The organism is Anatilimnocola aggregata (assembly GCF_007747655.1).
Classification (GTDB): domain Bacteria; phylum Planctomycetota; class Planctomycetia; order Pirellulales; family Pirellulaceae; genus Anatilimnocola; species Anatilimnocola aggregata.
On the sequence record NZ_CP036274.1, the window covers coordinates 1,136,288 to 1,156,522 of the forward strand.

At 55.8% G+C, this 20,235-nt stretch carries 18 protein-coding genes; 9 read left to right on the forward strand and 9 right to left on the reverse strand.

Annotation, left to right across the window (positions count from 1 at the left end):
• Positions 1 to 20: 20 nt before the first annotated feature.
• The 5 genes from ETAA8_RS04380 (at position 21) to ETAA8_RS04400 (ending at position 5,025) form a co-directional block, all read left to right on the forward strand.
• Positions 21 to 2,243, forward strand: a complete 2,223-nt coding sequence (locus ETAA8_RS04380; RefSeq protein ID WP_145085435.1) for a nitric-oxide reductase large subunit — start codon at positions 21 to 23, stop codon at positions 2,241 to 2,243.
• Entirely contained in the window at positions 2,243 to 2,572 is a 330-nt protein-coding gene (locus ETAA8_RS04385) for a cupin domain-containing protein (protein WP_145085438.1), read from the forward strand. Before ETAA8_RS04380 ends, ETAA8_RS04385 begins: the two co-directional genes overlap by 1 nt.
• Complete coding sequence (sdhB, locus tag ETAA8_RS04390; RefSeq protein WP_238397676.1) at positions 2,573 to 3,490, forward strand: succinate dehydrogenase iron-sulfur subunit; 918 nt, start codon at positions 2,573 to 2,575, stop codon at positions 3,488 to 3,490.
• Between the two features lie 459 nt (positions 3,491 to 3,949).
• Entirely contained in the window at positions 3,950 to 4,453 is a 504-nt protein-coding gene (locus tag ETAA8_RS04395) for a nucleoside deaminase (protein ID WP_145085441.1), read from the forward strand.
• Between the two features lie 50 nt (positions 4,454 to 4,503).
• On the forward strand, positions 4,504 to 5,025 hold the full coding sequence (locus ETAA8_RS04400) for a CIA30 family protein (protein WP_202921548.1): 522 nt from the start codon (positions 4,504 to 4,506) through the stop codon (positions 5,023 to 5,025).
• 8 nt (positions 5,026 to 5,033) lie between these two features.
• Here the strand turns inward: ETAA8_RS04400 and ETAA8_RS04405 are convergent, their stop codons facing one another.
• The 9 genes from ETAA8_RS04405 to ETAA8_RS04445 all read right to left on the reverse strand — a co-directional run bounded on the left by ETAA8_RS04405 (position 5,034) and on the right by ETAA8_RS04445 (position 12,042).
• Positions 5,034 to 5,933: an alpha/beta hydrolase family esterase gene (locus tag ETAA8_RS04405; protein ID WP_145085447.1), complete on the reverse strand. Its 900-nt coding sequence runs from the start codon at positions 5,931 to 5,933 to the stop codon at positions 5,034 to 5,036.
• The gene (locus tag ETAA8_RS04410; RefSeq protein WP_145085450.1) at positions 5,930 to 6,445 is read right to left on the reverse strand and encodes a dihydrofolate reductase family protein; all 516 of its coding nucleotides are present in this window, start codon (positions 6,443 to 6,445) and stop codon (positions 5,930 to 5,932) included. Before ETAA8_RS04410 ends, ETAA8_RS04405 begins: the two co-directional genes overlap by 4 nt.
• Positions 6,446 to 6,469: 24 nt before the next feature.
• The gene (locus ETAA8_RS04415; protein ID WP_145085453.1) at positions 6,470 to 7,228 is read right to left on the reverse strand and encodes an MBL fold metallo-hydrolase; all 759 of its coding nucleotides are present in this window, start codon (positions 7,226 to 7,228) and stop codon (positions 6,470 to 6,472) included.
• Positions 7,229 to 7,280: 52 nt separating this feature from the next.
• Positions 7,281 to 8,546, reverse strand: a complete 1,266-nt coding sequence (locus ETAA8_RS04420; protein WP_145085456.1) for a Kelch repeat-containing protein — start codon at positions 8,544 to 8,546, stop codon at positions 7,281 to 7,283.
• A 53-nt stretch (positions 8,547 to 8,599) separates the two neighbouring features.
• Positions 8,600 to 9,076 carry a cupin domain-containing protein gene (locus tag ETAA8_RS04425; RefSeq protein WP_145085459.1) on the reverse strand — a complete coding sequence of 159 codons (477 nt, stop codon included), beginning with the start codon at positions 9,074 to 9,076 and terminating at the stop codon, positions 8,600 to 8,602.
• On the reverse strand, positions 9,073 to 10,320 hold the full coding sequence (locus tag ETAA8_RS04430; protein ID WP_202921549.1) for an MFS transporter: 1,248 nt from the start codon (positions 10,318 to 10,320) through the stop codon (positions 9,073 to 9,075). Before ETAA8_RS04430 ends, ETAA8_RS04425 begins: the two co-directional genes overlap by 4 nt.
• Before the next feature lie 23 nt (positions 10,321 to 10,343).
• Positions 10,344 to 10,652 (reverse strand): hypothetical protein, encoded by a 309-nt coding sequence (locus ETAA8_RS04435; RefSeq protein WP_145085462.1) that lies wholly within the window; start codon positions 10,650 to 10,652, stop codon positions 10,344 to 10,346.
• A 95-nt stretch (positions 10,653 to 10,747) separates the two neighbouring features.
• Positions 10,748 to 11,161, reverse strand: coding sequence for a DUF3024 domain-containing protein (locus tag ETAA8_RS04440; RefSeq protein ID WP_202921550.1), 414 nt, complete (start codon positions 11,159 to 11,161; stop codon positions 10,748 to 10,750).
• A 110-nt stretch (positions 11,162 to 11,271) separates the two neighbouring features.
• A complete protein-coding gene (locus ETAA8_RS04445) occupies positions 11,272 to 12,042 on the reverse strand; it encodes an alpha/beta hydrolase (RefSeq protein WP_202921551.1) in 771 nt (256 codons plus the stop codon).
• A gap of 265 nt (positions 12,043 to 12,307) precedes the next feature.
• Between ETAA8_RS04445 and ETAA8_RS04450 the strand changes: the two genes are divergently transcribed.
• From ETAA8_RS04450 to ETAA8_RS04465, 4 genes are read left to right on the forward strand one after another with little or no spacing between them, the layout of a single operon-like run.
• On the forward strand, positions 12,308 to 14,878 hold the full coding sequence (locus ETAA8_RS04450; protein ID WP_145085468.1) for an HsdM family class I SAM-dependent methyltransferase: 2,571 nt from the start codon (positions 12,308 to 12,310) through the stop codon (positions 14,876 to 14,878).
• The gene (locus tag ETAA8_RS04455) at positions 14,871 to 16,145 is read left to right on the forward strand and encodes a restriction endonuclease subunit S (protein WP_145085471.1); all 1,275 of its coding nucleotides are present in this window, start codon (positions 14,871 to 14,873) and stop codon (positions 16,143 to 16,145) included. The genes ETAA8_RS04450 and ETAA8_RS04455 overlap by 8 nt, the downstream gene beginning before the upstream one ends.
• Positions 16,138 to 19,515, forward strand: a complete 3,378-nt coding sequence (locus ETAA8_RS04460; RefSeq protein WP_145085474.1) for a type I restriction endonuclease subunit R — start codon at positions 16,138 to 16,140, stop codon at positions 19,513 to 19,515. Before ETAA8_RS04455 ends, ETAA8_RS04460 begins: the two co-directional genes overlap by 8 nt.
• On the forward strand, positions 19,512 to 20,204 hold the full coding sequence (locus ETAA8_RS04465) for a M48 family metallopeptidase (protein WP_145085477.1): 693 nt from the start codon (positions 19,512 to 19,514) through the stop codon (positions 20,202 to 20,204). Before ETAA8_RS04460 ends, ETAA8_RS04465 begins: the two co-directional genes overlap by 4 nt.
• Positions 20,205 to 20,235: the final 31 nt, after the last annotated feature.

The window sequence follows — 20,235 nt, forward strand, 5'->3', positions numbered from 1 at the left end:
GAAGAGCGAGTAAGTGGACCATGAAAAAGCTTTGGATCGGCTTCACCCTCGTTCTGTTTGTTTCCTTTTCTGTCCTTGGCTGGATCGGCACTCGGATTTACGAGGAAGCTCCACCGATTGTGAAGCAGGTAGTCACCACCGAAGGCAAGGTGGTCATTGACGAAGGCGAGATTCAAGCTGGCCAAAATGTTTGGCAGACACTCGGCGGAATGGAGGTCGGCTCAGTCTGGGGACACGGCAGTTATGTCGCACCGGACTGGACAGCCGATTGGCTACATCGTGAAGCCATTTTCATCCTCGACCGCTGGGCAAAGAGTGACTACGACACCGAGTTCGAGAAACTCGACAATGAGAAGCAGGCGCAGTTGAGTGGTCGGTTGACCACACTCATGCGGACCAATACCTACGATCCGAAAACGCAAATGGTTACGGTTGCTCCGATTCGTGCCGCTGCGTTTGAGTCGAACTTGGCCCACTATTCAGATGTGTTCTCGAACGGAAAAACCGACTACGCCATTCCCGCTGGAGCCGTGAGCGATCCGGTTCGTCTGCGTCGGCTTTCGGCTTTCTATTTTTGGACCTCGTGGGCAGCCTCGACCAATCGACCGAACGCTCACATAAGCTACACCAACAACTGGCCTTACGAGCCATTGGTCGGTAACCGAGCCACTGGTGATGCAGTAGTCTGGACGGGCGTGAGCATCATCATGCTGCTGGCGGGAATTTCAGCGATGGCATGGTGGTATGCGTCTCGACGAGAGGCCGAGCAAGAGCCGACTGCGCCGGAAACCGATCCACTAGGCAGTTGGCAAGCCACTCCTTCTCAGAAAGCGACCGTCAAATACTTTTGGGTCGTGTCCGCCTTGATTCTGTTGCAAATGCTCTTGGGAGTCATCACGGCGCACTACGGCGTTGAGGGCGATGCGTTCTACGGCTTTCCACTCTCAAAATGGTTGCCGTACAGCGTGGCTCGAACATGGCACATTCAATTGGGCCTCTTCTGGATCGCCACGGCTTGGTTGGCTGCCGGTTTGTTCATCGGCCCGCTGGTGAGCGAGAAGGAACCAAAGGGCCAACGCCTGGGCGTCAACATCCTGTTTGTGGCACTGCTGGTCGTGGTGGTCGGCTCATTAACCGGCGAATGGTTGAGCGTTCACAACAAGCTGTCGGACACGGTGTCGTTCTATCTTGGCCATCAGGGCTACGAGTACGTGGACTTAGGGCGAGCGTGGCAGGTTGGCCTGTTCGTCGGTCTGCTGCTCTGGCTGTTCTTAATGATTCGAGTCTTGCTCCCAGCCTTGCGAAAAGAAGGGGAGCAGAAACAGCTTGTGGCTTTGCTGGCCGTCTCCACGGGCGCTATCGCTCTCTTCTACGGTGCGGGGCTGACTTGGGGGCAGCATACGAACCTGACGATAGTCGAATACTGGCGCTGGTGGGTGGTTCATTTGTGGGTCGAAGGATTCTTCGAGGTTTTCGCCACCACCGTCATCGCCTTCATCTTCATGCGACTGAATTTGATCAAACCGGGGATCGCTGCGGCGGCGGCTCTGTTGTCCGCCACAATTTTTCTGTCAGGCGGCATCATCGGGACATGCCATCATCTGTACTTTTCAGGAACGCCACCCGTAGCCTTGGCCTGGGGATCGGTTTTTAGTGCGCTGGAAGTGGTTCCTCTGGTTCTCGTCGGGTTCGATGCGATGGAGGATTTGCGACGGTCGAGATCGTCCCCGTGGGTGCAAAGGTACAAGTGGCCGATCTATTTTTTCGTGTCTGTCGCCTTTTGGAACATGGTCGGGGCCGGGTTGTTCGGGTTTATGATTAACCCGCCGATTGCTCTCTATTACATGCAGGGGCTCAACACGACTCCGTTGCATGGTCACGCTGCCTTATTCGGCGTCTATGGGATGTTGGGGATCGGGTTGATGCTGGTCTGCTTGCGAGTCCTAATTCCCGGTGTGGAATGGAAGGATGGGCTGCTGCGGTTCTCGTTCTGGTCTTTGAACGGCGGTTTGGCGGCGATGTGCCTGCTGAGCTTGTTGCCCGTAGGTCTGATGCAGACCTGGGCCTCTGTCGAGCATGGTTACTGGTACGCCCGCAGCAGCGAGTTCTTGCAAACGCCGCTGATGCAAAACTTGCGGTGGATGCGAGTTCCAGGCGACACGATCTTCTTTCTCGGAGCCGTGGCGTTGGTCTTATTTGTCGCCGGTCTCAAAACCGGACACTCTTTTCGGAGGAATGCTTAATGTCGATTCACCATGCCAAATCGGGCGAGATCATCGAGTTGCCACTCGGCGCTGCCCTGGGCGATTCCAAAACAGAAACTCTGGTGAAGACCGCCAACTTGGAGTTAATCCGCTTGGTCCTGCCAGCAGGCAAAGACATTCCCTCGCACAAAGCTCCCGGCGAGATCACTGTGCAATGCTTGGAAGGGCGAGTCACCTTCACAGTCGGGGAGAACGCAGTCGAACTCTCTGTGGGACAGTTGCTTTATCTCACCGCAGGCGAGCCACATGCGTTAAAGGCCAGCGAAGATTCTTCGTTGCTGGTAACACTTCTGTTGGCTAAGAAATGATTGTCTGCCCAATGCTTCTTCATTCTGGCCGACATGGGGAACATGAACGGTCCCGCTGCTCGTCAGCTATTTGAAGGGACTGATTCTGTGAATGACGCTGAAGGTTGGGTGAGCGTTCGCATTCTTCGGCAGGATCATCCAGCCGAAGCGAGCTACTGGCAGAGTTTTCTGATTCGTCGTGAACCTGGGCTGAATGTCACGGGAGTTTTACAACGCATCGCAACTGAGCCGAAGACCACCAGCGGCGAAATCGTTGCTCCCATCGCCTATGAAGCCAATTGCCTCGAAGAAGTCTGCGGCTCCTGCACGATGCTAGTCAATGGTCGCACTCGACAGGCTTGCAGTGCTTTAGTGGAAAGGCTCGTGGCCGATCAACCCGGTGAAATCGAGCTTCGCCCGCTCAGCAAGTTTCTCGTCGTTCGTGATCTGGTGGTGGATCGTCGTCGGCTCTTTCGAGCGTTGGAAAAAGTCGAAGCCTGGATTCCGGTAGATGGTTACTACGACCAAGGGCCGGGGCCTCGACAGTCTCAGCAAGAGCAGCAGCAGGCGTACCCGCTAAGCGAGTGCATGAGTTGTGGCTGCTGCTTGGAAGCGTGTCCGCAGTACAACTTGGCGCAAATTCAGAAAGCCGAAGGCGAATCGGAAGCAGAGTTCAAGGCAAGACAAGACATCCACTTTGATCGAACCTTCATTGGGGCACATGCCATGAATCAAGTGGTGCTGATTAACTCGCATCCAACTGGTCGTTTCAATGCAGGCAAGCGACTGGATGCTGTTACCACCGAAGGAGGTATCCAGCAGTGCGGAAATGCTCAGAATTGCACGGCGGTTTGCCCTAAACATATTCCGCTAACCGACTCCTGGGGTCGCATTGGACGTACGGCTACGCTGCACGCCATCAAGAAGTTTTTCGGCTGACGATGTGCGTGTAATTGGCATGGTTGGCTTGGCCCATTTATTTGAACTTGCGTCATCAGCCGACACCGACATAACCGGATGCCCCGGTCAGCAGAACTGTCAGTGCAGTCAACACTTCTGTTCTTTCTAGCTCCGGTGGCAGCATGGTTCTCGCACCAACTCCCGGTTGGGAATCGGTTTGCCCTGCGGATAAGATTCCACAGGAGCCATTTTACCGTTTCTCGAACGGAGCGACATGCGAAGTGGCGCAAAGGCCGCTAGGGCCAGCCTCAAATCACGAGGAAGAGTCATGGATACTTTTGAAAATGCAACGCCGCCGCAAGAGCAACCGGAGATGGTTTTGGCTCAATGCTGGGAGTGCGGCGAAAAGAAAATGTGCTACGAACATCTCGTCTGCTGCACCGGAACTCGCTTCCACACTTGCCCGGAGTGTCGGAAGAAAATCGAAGGCAAGGCAGCATGAACGATCACGAACTTTACATGCGGCGGGCCATCGCACTAGCGGCGAATGCTCCCGACCTGCCCTTTGGGGCTTTGATCGTGGATGGAGACAGCGGCACAATTCTGTCGGAAGGCTGGAACAAGACTTCGCTCAATCCGATGTGGCATGGAGAGATCGACGCCATCAACGGACTGGCCGCATCCGGTGTTGTCCTTGAGGGCAAGTGCCTCGTCTTGTACACGACGGCAGAGCCATGTCCGATGTGCCAAGCAGCGATCCTTTGGAGCGGAATTGAAACGGTGGTGTTCGGCACTTCCATTCGCTCCCTTCAACGGCTGGGCTGGCGGCAGATCGACATTCTGGCGGAAGAAGTCATTCGTCGTAGCCCAGGTTGGAACTGCACTCTGTTCGGCGGGGTGTTGGAGCGGGACTGTGACGCTCTGTTTCAAAAGGCGATGTTACAACGTGTGTTATCGAGTGACGTAGTTCCCATAGAATCATCCAGAGAGAGCGTCGAATGAAACTTGCTTACCTGTCGGGCTGTTTGGCCCTGTTGATGGTGACAACGGCGATGGCCGAAGACACGCAGCAACCCCTGTTCGACTTCACCGGAGCCGACTCTACGAAGGACTGGCAGACCGTCAACGACGGCGTGATGGGCGGCGTCTCTGAGGGCAAGTTCCAGATCACCGACAAGAAGACGATGGAGTTCTTCGGTACGCTGTCACTGCAAAACAATGGCGGCTTCGCTTCCGTGCGGACCAAAGGCAAGAAGCTCGGTCTGGAAAAAGGTGATACGCTGGTCGCCAAAGTAAAAGGCGACGGGCGGGAGTACCACATGAATCTTTCTGTGCCGACATTCCAGATCGCTTACAACTACCGAGCGGTGCTTCAGACCAAGAAAGATGAATGGATTGAGGTCAAATTGCCTTTGGACAAGTTTGAGGCAACGTCTTTCGGGCAAGTCGTCAAGAATGCCGGGCAAGTCAAGCCAAGTTCTGTCAACGGTCTGGGCTTCATGCTAAGTGACAAGAAGGCCGGACCGTTCAAGTTGGAGATCGAGTCGATCAAGGTGGAGCGGGCGAGGAAGTAACGCCTTGCTCACTTCATCGGATGTTTCTGAAAGAATTCCCACATCAAGTCGTTTGCTGAGACATCGAGCGTTGACTTCCCAATCAGGCTGATCGGCGCTTTCTGTCCCGGCCAAGTGTGACCCCCGCCTTCGATCTCGATCAGCACAACCTCGGCTCCATCCTTCCCTGGCCCGTAGCATTTTTTGGCCACCTTGGTCCCATCGTCTTCCTTGTCGGCGAACTCAGTGATCGTCGGCTCATCAGGGCATTCGTTGATCTTCCGCCAGATAGCGATGGATTCCTCGACGGACTTGAACGTCAGAAACTTCGGCGTCCCTTTATCGGGTCCACCGAATGGAACCATGTTGTCGGCTCTGCCGTGGAAGTGCATCACCGGCACGGGGCGAGTTGGCTTGCTCTCGTCGATGGCGATGGTCCCTGCCACAGGTGCGATTGCTGCAATACGATCCGACATTTCGGCAGCGAGTCGATAGCACATCATGCCGCCATTTGAGATGCCGGTGGCGAACACCCGCTTGGGATCGACGTTGCTGACAGTGGCCAGATCGTCGAGCAGTGCGCCGACGTACTTCACATCATCGGCACTCCCTTCGGCCATCTTCCCTTGGCGACCACCGGCGTTGAGCGTCAGAAAAGGACCGAAGCCCGTGCCGTTGGGATAGACGGCGATGAACCCAACTTCATCCGACTTCTTGCTCATGCCCGTGAAGGACACGGTGATGGCGGCATTCGTCCCTGCGCCGTGGAAGACCAACACTACAGGCGTCGGCTTCTCATGGTCGTATTTGGGCGGGATGTGGACGAGGTAGTTCCGCTCACGGCCATCGACCGTCAGTTTCCGAGTGTGGTCGCCGGGGCCGAGTGCATCGGCAGCGAGAGCGGTGAGGAGAATGAGGATGGTGGTCATTTCCGTTTTTCGTACCTCAACTCTACCAGCCCGCTCGCAAAGGCCGTACTACTCGCAAAAGACAATGTAATCATGCTCGCTTGCGTCAGAAAAAGCGGAAGTCCCGATCCCAGGATGATCGGATGCACGAAGAGGCGATACTCGTCGATCAGATCGTGGGCGATGAACTGCTGGATGACATCGCCGCCGCCGACCAGCCAGATGCCCTTTGTCGCTTCCGCACGAATCTGGTCGAGAATCTTCGGGGCTTCTCCTTGGACAAAGCGAATCCGCTCGTCGGCGGTGCTTACGGGTGATCGGGAGAGGACAAACACCTTCTTTCCCGCAAAAGGAACGGCCTCGAACGTCTTGGCCTGCTCCCAAGTCTTTCGGCCCATTACCACCGCACTTACCGAGGCCATGAACTCCGTGTAGCCATAGTCGGCATCATGGAATAGCCAATCGACGGTTCCATCGGAACTGGCGATGTAGCCGTCGAGGCTGGTGGCGATGAAGAGGACGACTTTCGTCATGGCTTGCTTCTTACCGTGCAGTCTTTAACTAAGCGGGAGTTCGGCAAGGTCGTGGTAGCTGATGATGTCGATCTTATCGCCGTGGTCACGCACGAGGCGACGGAGTTGCTCAAGACTCGCCCGGCGCTGTGCATCATCATCGGCACGCTGGGTGGCAATTTGCGAAACGGGGTGTTCGTCTGTCGTCAATTCAGCCCGCAGGTAGTAGGCATCACCGACGTGGAATAGCCACCGGCCTTCCTGTTGAACCGCAACGCCGCAGTGACCGAGGGTATGACCGATCAGCGGGATCAGCAGCACTTCCGACGAGAATCCAACATCAACGGGACGAGCCTCCAATCCGAACCACTGACGGGCTGAATGACCGTAGGTTTTCCAACACGGGCCGTGGGCAAAATGTGTTGAGACATATCGCCAATGTCCGCCTGCAACTTGGGTGTGTTCCTCAACCGACATGTGGACCTGAGCATTCGGGAAGTCGGAAAGTCCACCTGTGTGATCTGGGTCTCCATGCGTCAATACGATGTGCCGCACGTCATTGGGATCAAGTCCGAGAGCTTCGATCCGACGAACGGCGGTGTCTGGTTCGTTGAACTGAAAGCCCGCCATGTCGATGAGTTGCTGGCCCAATCGCTTTATCGGGTTGTGAACGTCCTGTAGGCCGATGCCTGTGTCTACGAGAGCCAGATGCTTGCCCTCGTGGAGCAGCAGGCAGTGGCAGACGACCGTGGGATACATCGGTACAACGAGCGTACCGCAATTGATGTGATGGATCGTAGTCACGGATTCGCCTCGTAATTCCTCAAGCATCCTCTCGGACTTAGCAGGACGAACTTCATTTCTTGTAGCGATACACCCACATCACGCCGTTATCGCTGCTATCACCGGCGACATGGCAGAAGTAGGCATTCAACTCCCGGTCATAAAAGGTGTTGGCAGCGTACTGAAACTTGGGGCCATCAGCCGGAAAGGGAATCGGGTCTGCCCATGAATTTGTGTTCGGGTCGTACACATAAACGCCAGGCGACTTTCCCTTGAAGTGGATCGCCACCACGATGTCGAGGCGAGCGTCATATTCGTAGAAGGCAGCGTTCGTGTTCGCTGGCGGCGGGACTGTTCCTTTGGGTTTCAGGTGGCTCCAAGAATTGCTCTCGATGTCATACACCATGAGTCCTTCGTCTTTGGAAGCATCGCCGTCGTTGCGGTAGAACCGGCTCCGCTTGGAATCGTAGCAGCCACAGGCATCGTACCCCTTGGGGCTTGAGCCTTTTGGCTTGGCATCGCTCCACTGGTTCTTCGCCGGATCGTAAATCGCCACGGTGTCGGAACCCACGGCGAAGAATTGCTTCCTTGACGGGAGATAGTGGAACTGCGGAAATCCTCCAGCGTTGATGGCGGTCAAATTGTCTGCCGGGGATCGCTCAAATTTGCCCGACGCCACGTCGTAGAACCACGGAGAGTAAACCAGTTCTTTTTTGCCTTTGAGTTCTTCTTCCAGCAGCTTGAGTCCCTCGTCCATCTGCTTCTCACCGCCCAGGAAGTAGCGGGGAATCTTGTTGCCCAAGCCGTTCCAGCTAATGAAGGCGAACTTGCTTCGTTCGGAATCGTAGGTGAGGTAGCCCCAGGCATGAACCAGCGTGTGGAGCGGGATGGGCAGCTTCTCTTTGTCGATCAATTGCCCGTTCTCATCGAGCAGTAGCTCCTTGTCTTTCACTCGCTGAGTGAAGGTCTTGGTGTTCATGCCGGGATAGAGGCAACTCCAGGCATGAGCGTTGATGTCATAGAACCACAGATCGTCCATTACATGTCCATCGGGCTTCACGTAACCGTGGACTCCTTCTCCGAATAGGAAAGCTCCACGCTTGTCCGGTGCGAGGATCAGGGCTTTAGCGCCCCACGAACTACCCCGTGCCTTGCCCCACTTCGGGTCTGCGGCAGGGACGCCGAGTACCATCCATTCGTTGTCGCCCATCGCCTTGATCTTCTCGATATGCGCCGCCGGTTTGCTCGGCAGATCGGCAAGTGGCCCTATCTTATCCTGGGCAAACACCGTCAGGCCCACAGTTAGGGATGCGACGAGTACAGTTGCGAAACGAATCATCCCGATGCTCCTTTTTAATCACGAACTCGCCCTGGGCAACATGACGTTCTCCACTAATGCCCCGGCACTTTGATCTCGACCCCGTACTTCGGAGCCACAGCCAAGAGCTTCTCGATCTCGGCCTTGGAAGGTGGTGGTGGCGCATCGCCCAGCTTCACGGGTTGACCAACTTCCAAGAACATCTTCTCCAACCCAGCAGGCGCAACCGAGATTATCATGCGGGCGCTTTTGTCGGTGGTGTTCTTGAACGAATGCAGGCTGCCGACCGGCATGTTGGCGAATGTGCCCGCCGTGGCAACGATCCGCTGGTCACCGACCATAAACGTGATCTCGCCTTCGAGGATGAAAAACGATTCCTCTTCCCGGCTATGAATGTGCGGTGGAGGACCGCCGCCTGGAGGCACGATGGCCTCGAACATGGCGTACTTGCCGTCTGTCTCGTCGCCAGTCGCCAGGAAGCGGTAGATGTCACCGACGACGGCGATGGTGCGGCCTTCTGTCGGTTTGCGGAGAGTCGGTGGGTGGGTCATTGAACGATCTCCTCTTGTTTCTTGACTTGCGCCTCACTGCTCGCAAACGCTCGATACAGCAGCACGTCGTAAACGATCTTGAGTCCACCGGCTACGAAGAATGGCAGGCTCATCATAGCGGCGCTGCCAATGAAGATCGTCGCCAGTAACGGCGAGATCGAAGCTCCAATTGAACGAGCAACTGCCGTAACACCTGCTGCTGCGGAGCGTTCATCGGGATTCACGACCGCCATCGTGTAGGCTTGACGAGTCGGCACGTCCATTTGAGAAATGCTGAACCGTAGCAACAGCACGCCGATTGCCCAATAGACGTTCGGCATCAACGGAACCAGGATCAGTAACACATTCGATGGCAGGTGCGTGAAGACCATCGTGTTCACCAGCCCGATCCGTCGAGCGAGCCAACCAGCAGCCAGGGCCGACATGCCAGCGAACAGATTGGCGAACAAGAAGATTGTGCCGAGCATCGCCGGGTCGAGTTCGTAGCGGACGTGAAACCAATAGGCGATTATACTCTGGATCACGAAGCCGCCGCCGAACGAATCCAGGGCAAAGAGCAGCGACAACTTAAAGATTGTCCATCGAGATTCGTGAAGTCCAAGAATAGTCTTTCGTTGCGGGCCTACTTCGGCGCTCGGCTCAATCGCTGGGGACAGCAAAGCAAACCCGCCGATCATCGCCACGCCGATCCCCGCATAGGCCCACAGGACCGGACGATAGGCAGCGGCCCCCTCCAAACCAAAATGGAGTGCTTCTTCCGCCAGAAGACCGCCCGCCAATGCGCCGAGCGCCGTCGAGAACGAGCCGGCGAGGTTATACCAAGCGAAGATATCAGTTCGCCGATCATCAGTGACGATGTGCGAAAGCGCCGCTTGCTCGACCGACAGGAATGGCCCAATTTCATTTCCGCTGGGACTGATGACTCCAATCGTGGCAGCGATGACGAGCAGAACGAAGTTGCCAGTGGCGAGAAAAACAACCCCGGCCAGGGCCATCAATAGAGCGCCGACGATCAGTGTACGACGGCGGCCAATCCGATCTGCGGTCGTAGTCAGCCAAAGGGAAATCGCCGTGTCGCCGAACAGCGTCAATGTCAGCAGCACACCGACTTCCCACTCCTTCAATCCGACCTCGACCAGATACAGCATCAGCACAACCGAGAGCAAGCCGTAGGCGAACATCCTCGAACAGCGAGTGGCGAAGAGTAGCCAGCCGTCCTTGCTCAACATGCCTTTGGATTTCACGGGTGCAATGCCTTCCTCGGCAGCTACTCAACCTGCCTCGGAGGATGAAGCGGCGATTTCGTTTGCGGAATATCCTGATCCAACCAACGACGCAGCTTGTCGTAAAACTGGCGGGAAGTTTCGCCTTCACTCCGCTGACACTCGCCAAACGCTTTGGTCCTGCGTTGAAGCTCGGTGCTGCCTTCGGGCGTTTCTTTCAACTGTTCAACAGACGCCAGGAGTTGAGTCAGGTTATCTTCAACCAGTTCCTCGATCAGGAAAGCCTCTTTTGGACTCATGTGCTGGAGAGTGATTTCGTTTCCCTCACGAGTCGCCTTTCGGGTGCGGTCCATCTTGTTTCGTTCTCCTTCGAGATTTCTTCGGTCCACTCATCGTAGCAGGGTCGCTTCATGGGCTGCTTCGGGAAGAACTACAGGTCAGTCATCGGTTACGGCACGAACCACGCATCGTCTTGAATTGCACTCAGGCACTCATCCACAGTGAGGGCATCGTGTAACCCAAACCATTCGTCGTTGTGACGCATGAAGCTAAGAGCGAACTGGCCACGACCAACGTATTCTAGTCTTGCAAACTTCGACTCGAACGTGGGTGAAAGGGCGTTCGGGCCAGGGCAGGCATAGGTGGCGATGAAGTAGAAATAGTTCCTGTACCACTTTGCCCCCAAGTCCGTGATGTAATTGAACTGCGGGTCTGCTGCGGGCGGCAAAACGTGCTTCGGCTCCAAGACACTTTCGATCAGGACGGCTGCTTTGGCTTCCAATTCCAACTTGATTGAATCTGGCACGGAAGGCTTGGGATTCTTCTTTGGGCTTATCGTCCAGGCTTTGCGGCTCTTTGCCATCGTCACTCCTCGTGATTGTCTTCGGGCGTTCTCCAGGTGCGACGCAAACCTGCGTTCGGCATTTTCGTCTGTGACTCAGAATGAGCAAGCCTGTCTCGACAAGTACTCCTTCACCGACTATCGACCGTCTTCACGAAACTGCGTAACGCATTGAAGTATTCCTCTCGATTCCGCTCCAAAATTGAGTTGTGGTCGCCAACCGGAAATCGTACCAGACGTTTTTGCGAACTGGCTGCCCATTTGTAATTCCGCTCGGCGTGCGAAATCTCGACCAGCCCGTCGTTTTCAGTGTGCATCACGAGCAACGGGTTCTTGTAGCCGGCCAACTTCTGCTTGTGGTTGAACTTCCGTTTGGCCTTTGCGACTACATCGGCCTCGGTGATGTCTGAGGCGGATAAGTCGGCATAGACCAGAAATCGTTCTGCCGGATCGGCGATTCCACTTTCGAGAATTAGACCAGCGATGCTGGGCTGTCGATGAGCGAGTTCGATGGCATACAACGAGCCAAGTGAGCGGCCAAAGGCGAGGACTTTCTCTGGTGAAAGTTCCGCAGCTTCAATTGCAGCCTCCCCGTCGCCAAGCATGGCTGCAAGTTGCGCCTTACCAGTGGAACCGCCGTATTGCCGATACTCGACGAATAGCGAATTGAGTTCGAGTTTTGCAAAATCCTCAGCCAGCCACGGCAGATAATCGGCGACCGCCTCACCGTTGCCATGAAAATAAACCACCGTGAAGGTGGCGTGGTCGATGACCTTTCGATAACAGGCCAGTTCGGCTCCCTCAACTTGGACCATGAATGGGTCGGCAACACAGCGTGGCTGCGGAAACAAGTAACGACTGCTAATGGTCCGATGGTCGAGGATGCTTTCGTGCGATTGCATGGGGAACTCCCTTTCTAGACTGCCGATCAAGGCTTGGCATCTCAATCCAAACGACATGCCCGACTAAGCCTCAAAACCTTGCTGCTGGATGGGGTCACTGAGAACAAAATCTCCAATTACCTGCTCCCTCAATGACAGGTATTGTCACCTGCCGCAAACTCCGATTCAGCAGCGAATTGCGACTGCTTGCCTTTGCTGGTAGCCTGGGTGGCCCGTCTCCTTTTTCTGGGTGGCGTGACTGCCGACGACGCCACGGAATAAGCGAATGCAACAGGTACTACCGTTTAAGAATAGCTCGCCCGCTGTCCCAGCCCATAAGAAAGCGGAACGCCTCACGCTCCCCCGTTTGGAACGCAAGTTGTTCGAGGCGTGCGACATCCTTCGGGGCAACATGGATGCCTCGGAGTACAAGGAATACATCTTCGGCATGTTGTTCCTCAAGCGGCTGAGCGATCAGTTCGCCGCCGACCGGGAAAAGCTCACCGCCGAATACGAGGGCAAGGGCCTCAAGCCCGCTCTGATCGAAAAGCAACTTGACAATCCCGATAAGTATGACTTCTTCGTTCCGCTTGATGCCCGCTGGAGTGCCAAGGACGAGAAGGGCCGCAACACGGGCATTGCCCACCTGAAGACCTCGGTCGGCTCCGGGCTGAACAAGGCCCTGGCCGCTATCGAAGACGCCAATCCCAACACTTTGCAAGACGTTCTCAAAGGGATCAATTTCAATCGCAAGGTCGGCCAGCGGTCGATGGACGACGACACCTTGGTGGCGTTCATCCAGCACTTCAACGACATCTCCCTCTCCAACGACGACTTCGAGTTCCCTGATCTGCTCGGTGCGGCCTACGAGTACCTCATCAAATACTTCGCCGACAGTGCGGGCAAAAAGGGTGGCGAGTTCTACACGCCGTCCGAAGTCGTCCGCATGATGGTTCAGGTGATCGAGCCGAAGGAAGGCATGGGCATCTACGATCCCTGTGCCGGTTCGGGCGGCATGTTGATACAGTCGAAGCAATACGTGCAAGAAGTCGGCGGCGATTCTCGCAACCTCGAACTCGCCGGACAGGAACTCAACGGCGGCACCTGGGCCATTTGCAAGATGAACATGCTCTTGCACGGCGTCCGCAGTGCCGACGTTCGCCAAGGCGACACGATCAAGGAGCCGCAGCATCTCGACAAGAAAGGCGAAATCCGCCGCTTCGACCGAGTGATCGCCAATCCTCCTTTTTCGCAAAACTACGTTCGCAGCGGGATGCAGTTCGCCGAACGCTTCCACACCTTCATGCCCGAGAGCGGCAAGAAGGCCGACCTGATGTTCGTGCAGCACATGGTCGCCTCACTCAAGAGCGATGGCCGCATGGCCGTGGTCATGCCCCACGGCGTCTTGTTCCGTGGCGGCGAAGAAAAGGCGTGCCGTCAGAAGTTCATCAAAGACGGCAACCTCGAAGCGGTCATTGGCCTGCCTGCCGGTCTGTTCTACGGCACGGGGATTCCGGCCTGCGTGCTGGTCATCAACAAGAACGAGTCGGCCAAGCGAAAGAGCGTGTTGTTCATCAACGCCGACCGGGAATACAAGGAAGGCAAGAACCAGAATTCACTGCGGCCCGAAGACATCGAGAAGATCACCCACGTCTATCACAAACGGCTCAGTGTGCCGAAATACTCCCGTGAAGTGCCGGTCGAGGAACTGGAGCGGGAGGAATTCAATCTCAACATCCGCCGCTACGTCGATAACAGCCCGCCCCCGGAACCGCACGATGTTCGGTCACACCTGCACGGCGGCATTCCGGTCAGCGAGATCGCCCTGCTGACTTCCTACTTCGACAACTACGCCGGGCTGCGGTCGTTGCTGTTCAAGGATCGAGATGCCAAATACAGCGACTTCGCTCCCAGTGTCGGCTCGAAGGAAAACATCAAGTCGCTCGTTGAATCGGCACCGGGCTTCCAGGCCAAACATGCTGAGTTTCACAAATCGCTCGATGCGTGGTGGACCGGCAACGTCAAACGGCTGGAGAAGCTCCCCGAGACACAGAACGTCTTCGAGTTTCGTCGGCAGTGCATCGACGGGTTGTCGAAGGCGTTGGTTCCGCATCAGTTGCTCGACGTGTATCAGGCTCGTGGTGCCGTGGCGGCGTACATCAAGTCGCTGGATAGCGATCTCAAATCGATTGCGGCGAGTGGTTGGGGGCCGGAACTGATCCCAGACGATGAAATCCTCCAGTCCCAATTCCCCGAAGTGCTGGAGCAGATCGAGCAAAAGACGGCTCGCATCGCCGAACTCGAAGGGTTGCTCGCCGCCGTCAGCGGTGGCGAGGAAGACGAGGGTGAAGTCGAGGTCGATGCGGAGAACGGCGTGCTGCCCAAGTCGCTCGTCAAATCGCTCAAGGAGGAGAAGAAGAACCTGGGGGGCGAGATCAAGGAAGCCAAGAAGCGAGCCAGGAACGAAGGGCGTGGTGGCGTGCCCGCCGAAGTCGCCGCCTGGGAGAAACGGATCGAGGAGATCGACGCCCAACTCGCCCGGCATGTCGCCCTGGACGACGAACTCAAGACGCTCAAGGCCCACATTCGGGAAGTGGAGAAGCAGAAGGAGTCACTGATCGCCTCTGCCCGTGCCAAGATCACCGGGGCCGAGGCGAAGAAGTTGATCCTGGCACGGTTCAAACGGCTCCTGACCGAGCAGTTCGACGGCTACCTGCGGCAGTACCAGCGGGCGTTCATCGCCGCCGTCGAGAACCTGTGGTCCAAGTACGCCGTGACGACGAAGCAGATTCTCGCCGAGCGGGATCGGGAAGCGGCCCAACTCAACGCCTTTTTGAAGGAGTTGGGATATGAGTAATTGGACGGCTTTGCGATTAGGCGATCACGCAACAACGTATGCTGGCGGCACACCCGACCGGAGCAGGCCGGAGTTTTTCGGTGGAGTGATCCCTTGGGTCAAATCCACCGAGGTCAATCTTGGCAAAATCTACCACACTGAGGAAACCCTTTCAGACCTGGGCTTGCGATGTTCAGCAGCAAAATGGATTCCCGAGCAAACAGTCCTCGTCGCACTTTACGGGGCAACCGCCGCCCAAATTGGTTTCCTCAAAATTAGGGCAACGGCGAATCAAGCGGTGCTTGCTATCGTTCCTGATACACAACTTGATTCGACGTTCTTGTTTTACGCACTGACCGCAGCGAAGGCGAAAATCCTCTTTCAGGCTCAAGGCTCCGGTCAACCCAACCTGAACAAGCAGATTATTGACAGTCTTCTGCTCGATACTCCACCACTCCCCGAGCAACGCAAGATCGCTCGGATTCTGACGACGTTAGACAACCTGATCGAGAAGACCGAGGCCCTGATTGCCAAGTATCAGGCGATCAAGCAGGGGATGATGCACGACCTGTTCACCCGTGGCGTGGACGAACACGGCCACCTGCGGCCCCCTTACGAAGAAGCCCCCGAACTCTACAAGCAGTCCGAGTTGGGTTGGATTCCGAAGGAGTGGGCGTGTGTTCGTTGTACCGAAGTGTGTCGTGAGATCGTGGTTGGCATCGTTATTCAACCCGCCAAATACTACCAGAGCGAGGGAGTGCCAGTCCTGCGGTCAGCGAACGTCCGTGAAACGGGGATCGTCGGCACTGATTTGGTGTTCATGTCCGACGAATCAAATCGCCTCCTCGCTAAGAGCATGTTGCGGACAGGCGATGTAGTAACGGTGCGGACGGGCTATCCGGGTACATCGTGCGTCGTCTCTCCTGAATACGACGGATCAAATTGCGTTGACATCATCATTTCACGCCCTGGCCCAAAAGTCAGGTCGCAGTTTCTTGCAACATGGATCAATTCCGACTCAGGAAAGAACCAAGTTCTGCGTAAACAGGGCGGATTGGCACAACAACACTTCAATGTTGGCGAGCTTAAAGACCTTCTCCTTGTCTTGCCGTCCTTAGACGAACAGGCAGTGATTGAATCAGTTCTGCATACACAGAAATCGGAGATTCAGACGGGGGAGAGACACCGGGACAAGCTGCATTTGCTGAAAACCGGCCTCATGCAAGACCTGTTCACCGGCAAGGTCCGGATGAAGGTGGACGAAGCCGAGGAGGTCACTCGTGTCTGAATACTCCTTCGTCGAAAAGCCGTTCCTCGATCAACTCCACGCCCTCGCCTGGACGGTGATCGACCAGGGGCCGGGCATTCCCACCGACCCGACCAAGAGCCTGCGGGCCAGCTTTCGGGAAGTGACCCTGCGGGATGTGTTCAACCAAGCCGTTCGTGCCATCAACACCACCGCCGATGGCCGAACGTGGCTTACGGACAAGCAACTCGACGACCTGCACGACGATCTGTTCAGTCACTCGGGCCGCAGCTTGGTCGAGAACAATGAAGCCGTTCTCAAACTGCTGTTCCGCTCCCAGGTCGATGCCAACGAATGGACCGGCGAGCAGTATCCGAACGTCAAGCTGATCGACTTCGAGCATCCCGACCGCAACCAGTTTCACGCCGTCAACCAGTTTCGCATCGACACACCGGGGGCTGGTAGGGGCTTCATCATCCCCGACATCGTGCTGTTCGTGAACGGCTTGCCGTTGGCCGTGATCGAGTGCAAGGAAGCCAATGTCTTCACGTCGAACCCGATGTTCGAGGCGTTCCAGCAGTTGATGCGGTACAGCAATCAACGGGAGGAAACGAAGCAATCGGGTTTGAGAGAAGGCGAGCCGAGGCTGTTCTTTACGAATCAATTGCTGATCCGCACCAGCGGCGAGCAGGCCGATATCGGTACCATCACTTCGACCGACGAGGAGTTCTTCTTCCCCTGGCGGGACATTTATCCCGAGAAGTATCGCACCTTCACCCCACCGCTAGGCAAAGTGCGGCCCCAGGAAACACTGATCCAGGGCGTGCTGCCTAAGGAAACGCTACTCGACCTGATTCGCACCTGCTCGATCTTCATGGATGTCGGCAAGGTGCGGGCCAAAGTGGTGGCTCGTTATCAGCAGTACCGGGCCGTGTGCAAGATCATCGACCGACTTCGCAAGGGCAAAACGCCTAACGACCGCTCCGGCGTCATCTGGCACACCCAGGGATCGGGCAAGTCGCTCACGATGGTCTTCGTGATCCGCAAGCTACGAATGTGCGACGACCTCAAGGATTACAAGGTTTGCCTCGTCAACGACCGCACCGATCTGGAAGTCCAGCTTGGGGACACGGCGGCACTGACCGGCGAAAAGGTCACTTTCATCACTAGTTCGTATGACCTGAAGCAGAAGCTCGCCACAGAATCGTCGAACTTAAACATGGTGATGCTGCACAAGTTCAACGAGAACCAGAATCGGAACGTGTCGGATTATCTACAAGACGTGATCGACTTGCCGAAATACGAGTCGTTCGGGTTGGTAAATGCATCAGAGCGAATCCTACTGATGATCGACGAGGCCCACCGCTCGCAGTCCGGCGACCTGGGCGACAACCTTTTCGAGGCGTTTCCCCAGGCCACAAGACTCGCCTTCACCGGCACGCCGTTGATCGTGGTCAAGGATCAGCAGAAAACTATCGAGCGGTTCGGCAGGTACATCGACAAATACCGTCTGCAAGATGCGGTCGACGATGGCGTTACCGTACAGATTCTCTATGAGGGCAAGACGGCGGATTCTGCCATCTCGCACAAAGCGGCATTTGATCAAAAGGTAAATGATCTGGCTGCGCAACATGTCGCCAGCCAGATGCGGAAGGCTGAGAATGTGGAGACACTACGGCAAATCGCTAACCGGGAGAACCGCAAGTTCGACGACTTGATGAAAGAGCGAACCGCTGAGGAAATCTTAGCGCTCAAAAAGAAGTGGGGAACCAGTGACGACTTGTTCGAGGCCGAGCCACGGATCAAAGAGATCGCCAGCGACCTCGTGGGCCATTACATTGCCAACATCCTGCCCAACGGGTTCAAGGCCCAGGTGGTTTGCTCGTCGAAGTTGGCAGCCGTGCGGTACAAGAAGTTCATCGACGAGGCCGTGGCCGAGCGATTAGCTACCGAGGAAGGCAAACCGATCTGGGCGGGCAAGCCCGAAGACCTCCCCGAGGATCGGCGGGCCAGCTATCGGGATGAAGAACTTTGCAAACGGATCGGGTTCTTGAAGTCGGTGGTTGTAGTTTCTTCGGAGGGAACCAATGAACGGGCAATCATCACTCAGGCCCGCAAACATGCGATTGAGTCCAACGCCGTTGAGAACTTCAAGAAGAAGTTCGACTACATCGAACCGGACAAGGCCAACACGGGCATTGCTTTCCTGGTTGTCTGCGACATGCTGCTAACCGGCTTTGATGCTCCGATTGAACAGGTGATGTACATCGACAAGCGGGTGAAGGATCACAACCTGCTGCAAACTATCGCCCGAGTTAATCGGATCGCTAAAGGCAAGACACGGGGCTACATCGTCGATTACATCGGGTTGACCGACCACTTGAAGAGCGCCCTGTCAATCTACGCTGCTGACGATCAGAAAGATGTCGAAAGCACATTGACTGACATCACCGGTGAATTGCCTGTGCTGGAAACCCGCTATCGGCGATTGTTGAATCTGTTCGTAGATAACGGCGTTGTGGAGATCGGGGATTTCGTTCAGCAGCAAATCAAGAATACAGCCCACGAATTGGCTGTGCTGGAGAAGGCGATTCGGTGCATGGAAGACTTGGCTCAGCGGGCCAACTTCGAGGTCTTCTTAAAGAAGTTCTTGCAGAGCATGGACATCATCCTGCCCAATGCCGAAGCGTTCCCTTACCGGATACCCGCCAAGCGATTCGGCTTCCTGCTGGTGAAGATCAAGGAACGCTACAAGGACGATTCGCTGAGCATCTCCGGTGCCGGTGAGAAGGTGCGGAAGCTGATCGACGAACATCTGGTCAGCCTGGGAATCAATCCCAAGATTCCTCCGGTCGAATTGCTGTCGCCAAACTTCGTGAAGCAGTTGGACAAGAACACCACACCACAGGCCAAGGCCAGCGAGATGGAGCATGCGATCCGCAAGCACTGCAAAGTTCATTTCGACGAAGACCCTGTGCTGTACGAATCGCTGAGCGAGAAATTGGAGGCGTTGATCAAACAGTACAAGGACAATTGGGACTTGCTCAGCCAGCATCTTTTCGATCTACGAAAAGATGCGGAGGCCGGGCGAAAGGATGATCCCCAGGGCGTGAGCAAGAAGGCGGCACCGTTCTATGATTTGATCGGCAAGATCGCCTTCGGTAGAACCGGAATTTCGCAGGAACACGGCGAACAGGCCAAGCAACTGGTGATCGCCCTGCTGAGCAAGTTGAACCGTACGATTGGAATCGTAAATTTCTGGGGCAATCCGCCCGAAGTGGCGAAGTTGCGTGGTGAATTGTCCGACTTGCTCTTGTTCTCGGGCATCGATGCCATTGCCGATAAAAGCGACAAGATCGTGACCGAGATCACTGCCCTTGCGAAAGTTCGAGAGAAGGACATTCTCGAATGAATCGCACTTATCGTGATATCCGTTACACGCTCAAGCGAAGCAAACGTAAGACCGCCAGTATTTACGTAGAGCGAGATGGAAACATTACGCTCATCGCTCCCGAGGACTTGTCTGTCCAGCAAATTGAAAAGGTGCTGGAGGAGAAACGCCGCTGGATTTACAAGAACTTGGCCGAGTGGCATGACCTAAATGCCACTCGCATCGAACGGCAGTTCGTGAACGGCGAAGGTTTCTTGTATCTTGGTCGGTCCTATCGGTTGAAGCTCGTGCCGAAGCAGGAGGAACCGTTGCTGCTCAAGGACGGCTATTTTTGCTTGCGAGCCGAACTGCGACCTGCGACCAAGGCCGTTGCGGCCTTTCGGGATTTCTACCGGGACAAAGGGCTAGTGCGGATCAATGAGCGGGTGGACTTATTCAAGGCCCGGATGGATGTCGAGCCGAAGTCCGTCAAGATTCTTGATCTCAAGCACCGTTGGGCGTCGTGGACACCGGGCGGCAATCTCAATTTTCATTGGAAGTGCATGATGTCACCGGCAAAGATTCTCGATTACATCGTGGTCCATGAACTCGCTCACCTAATCGTCCCAGACCACTCAGCGAAGTTCTGGAACGAGGTCGATAAGCTCCTGCCCGATTTTTCCGAACGGAAAGAATGGCTGAGAGTGCATGGGGCGGGGATGGATTTATGACTCGTTAGCCTGCTTACGCAGGAGGACTCGG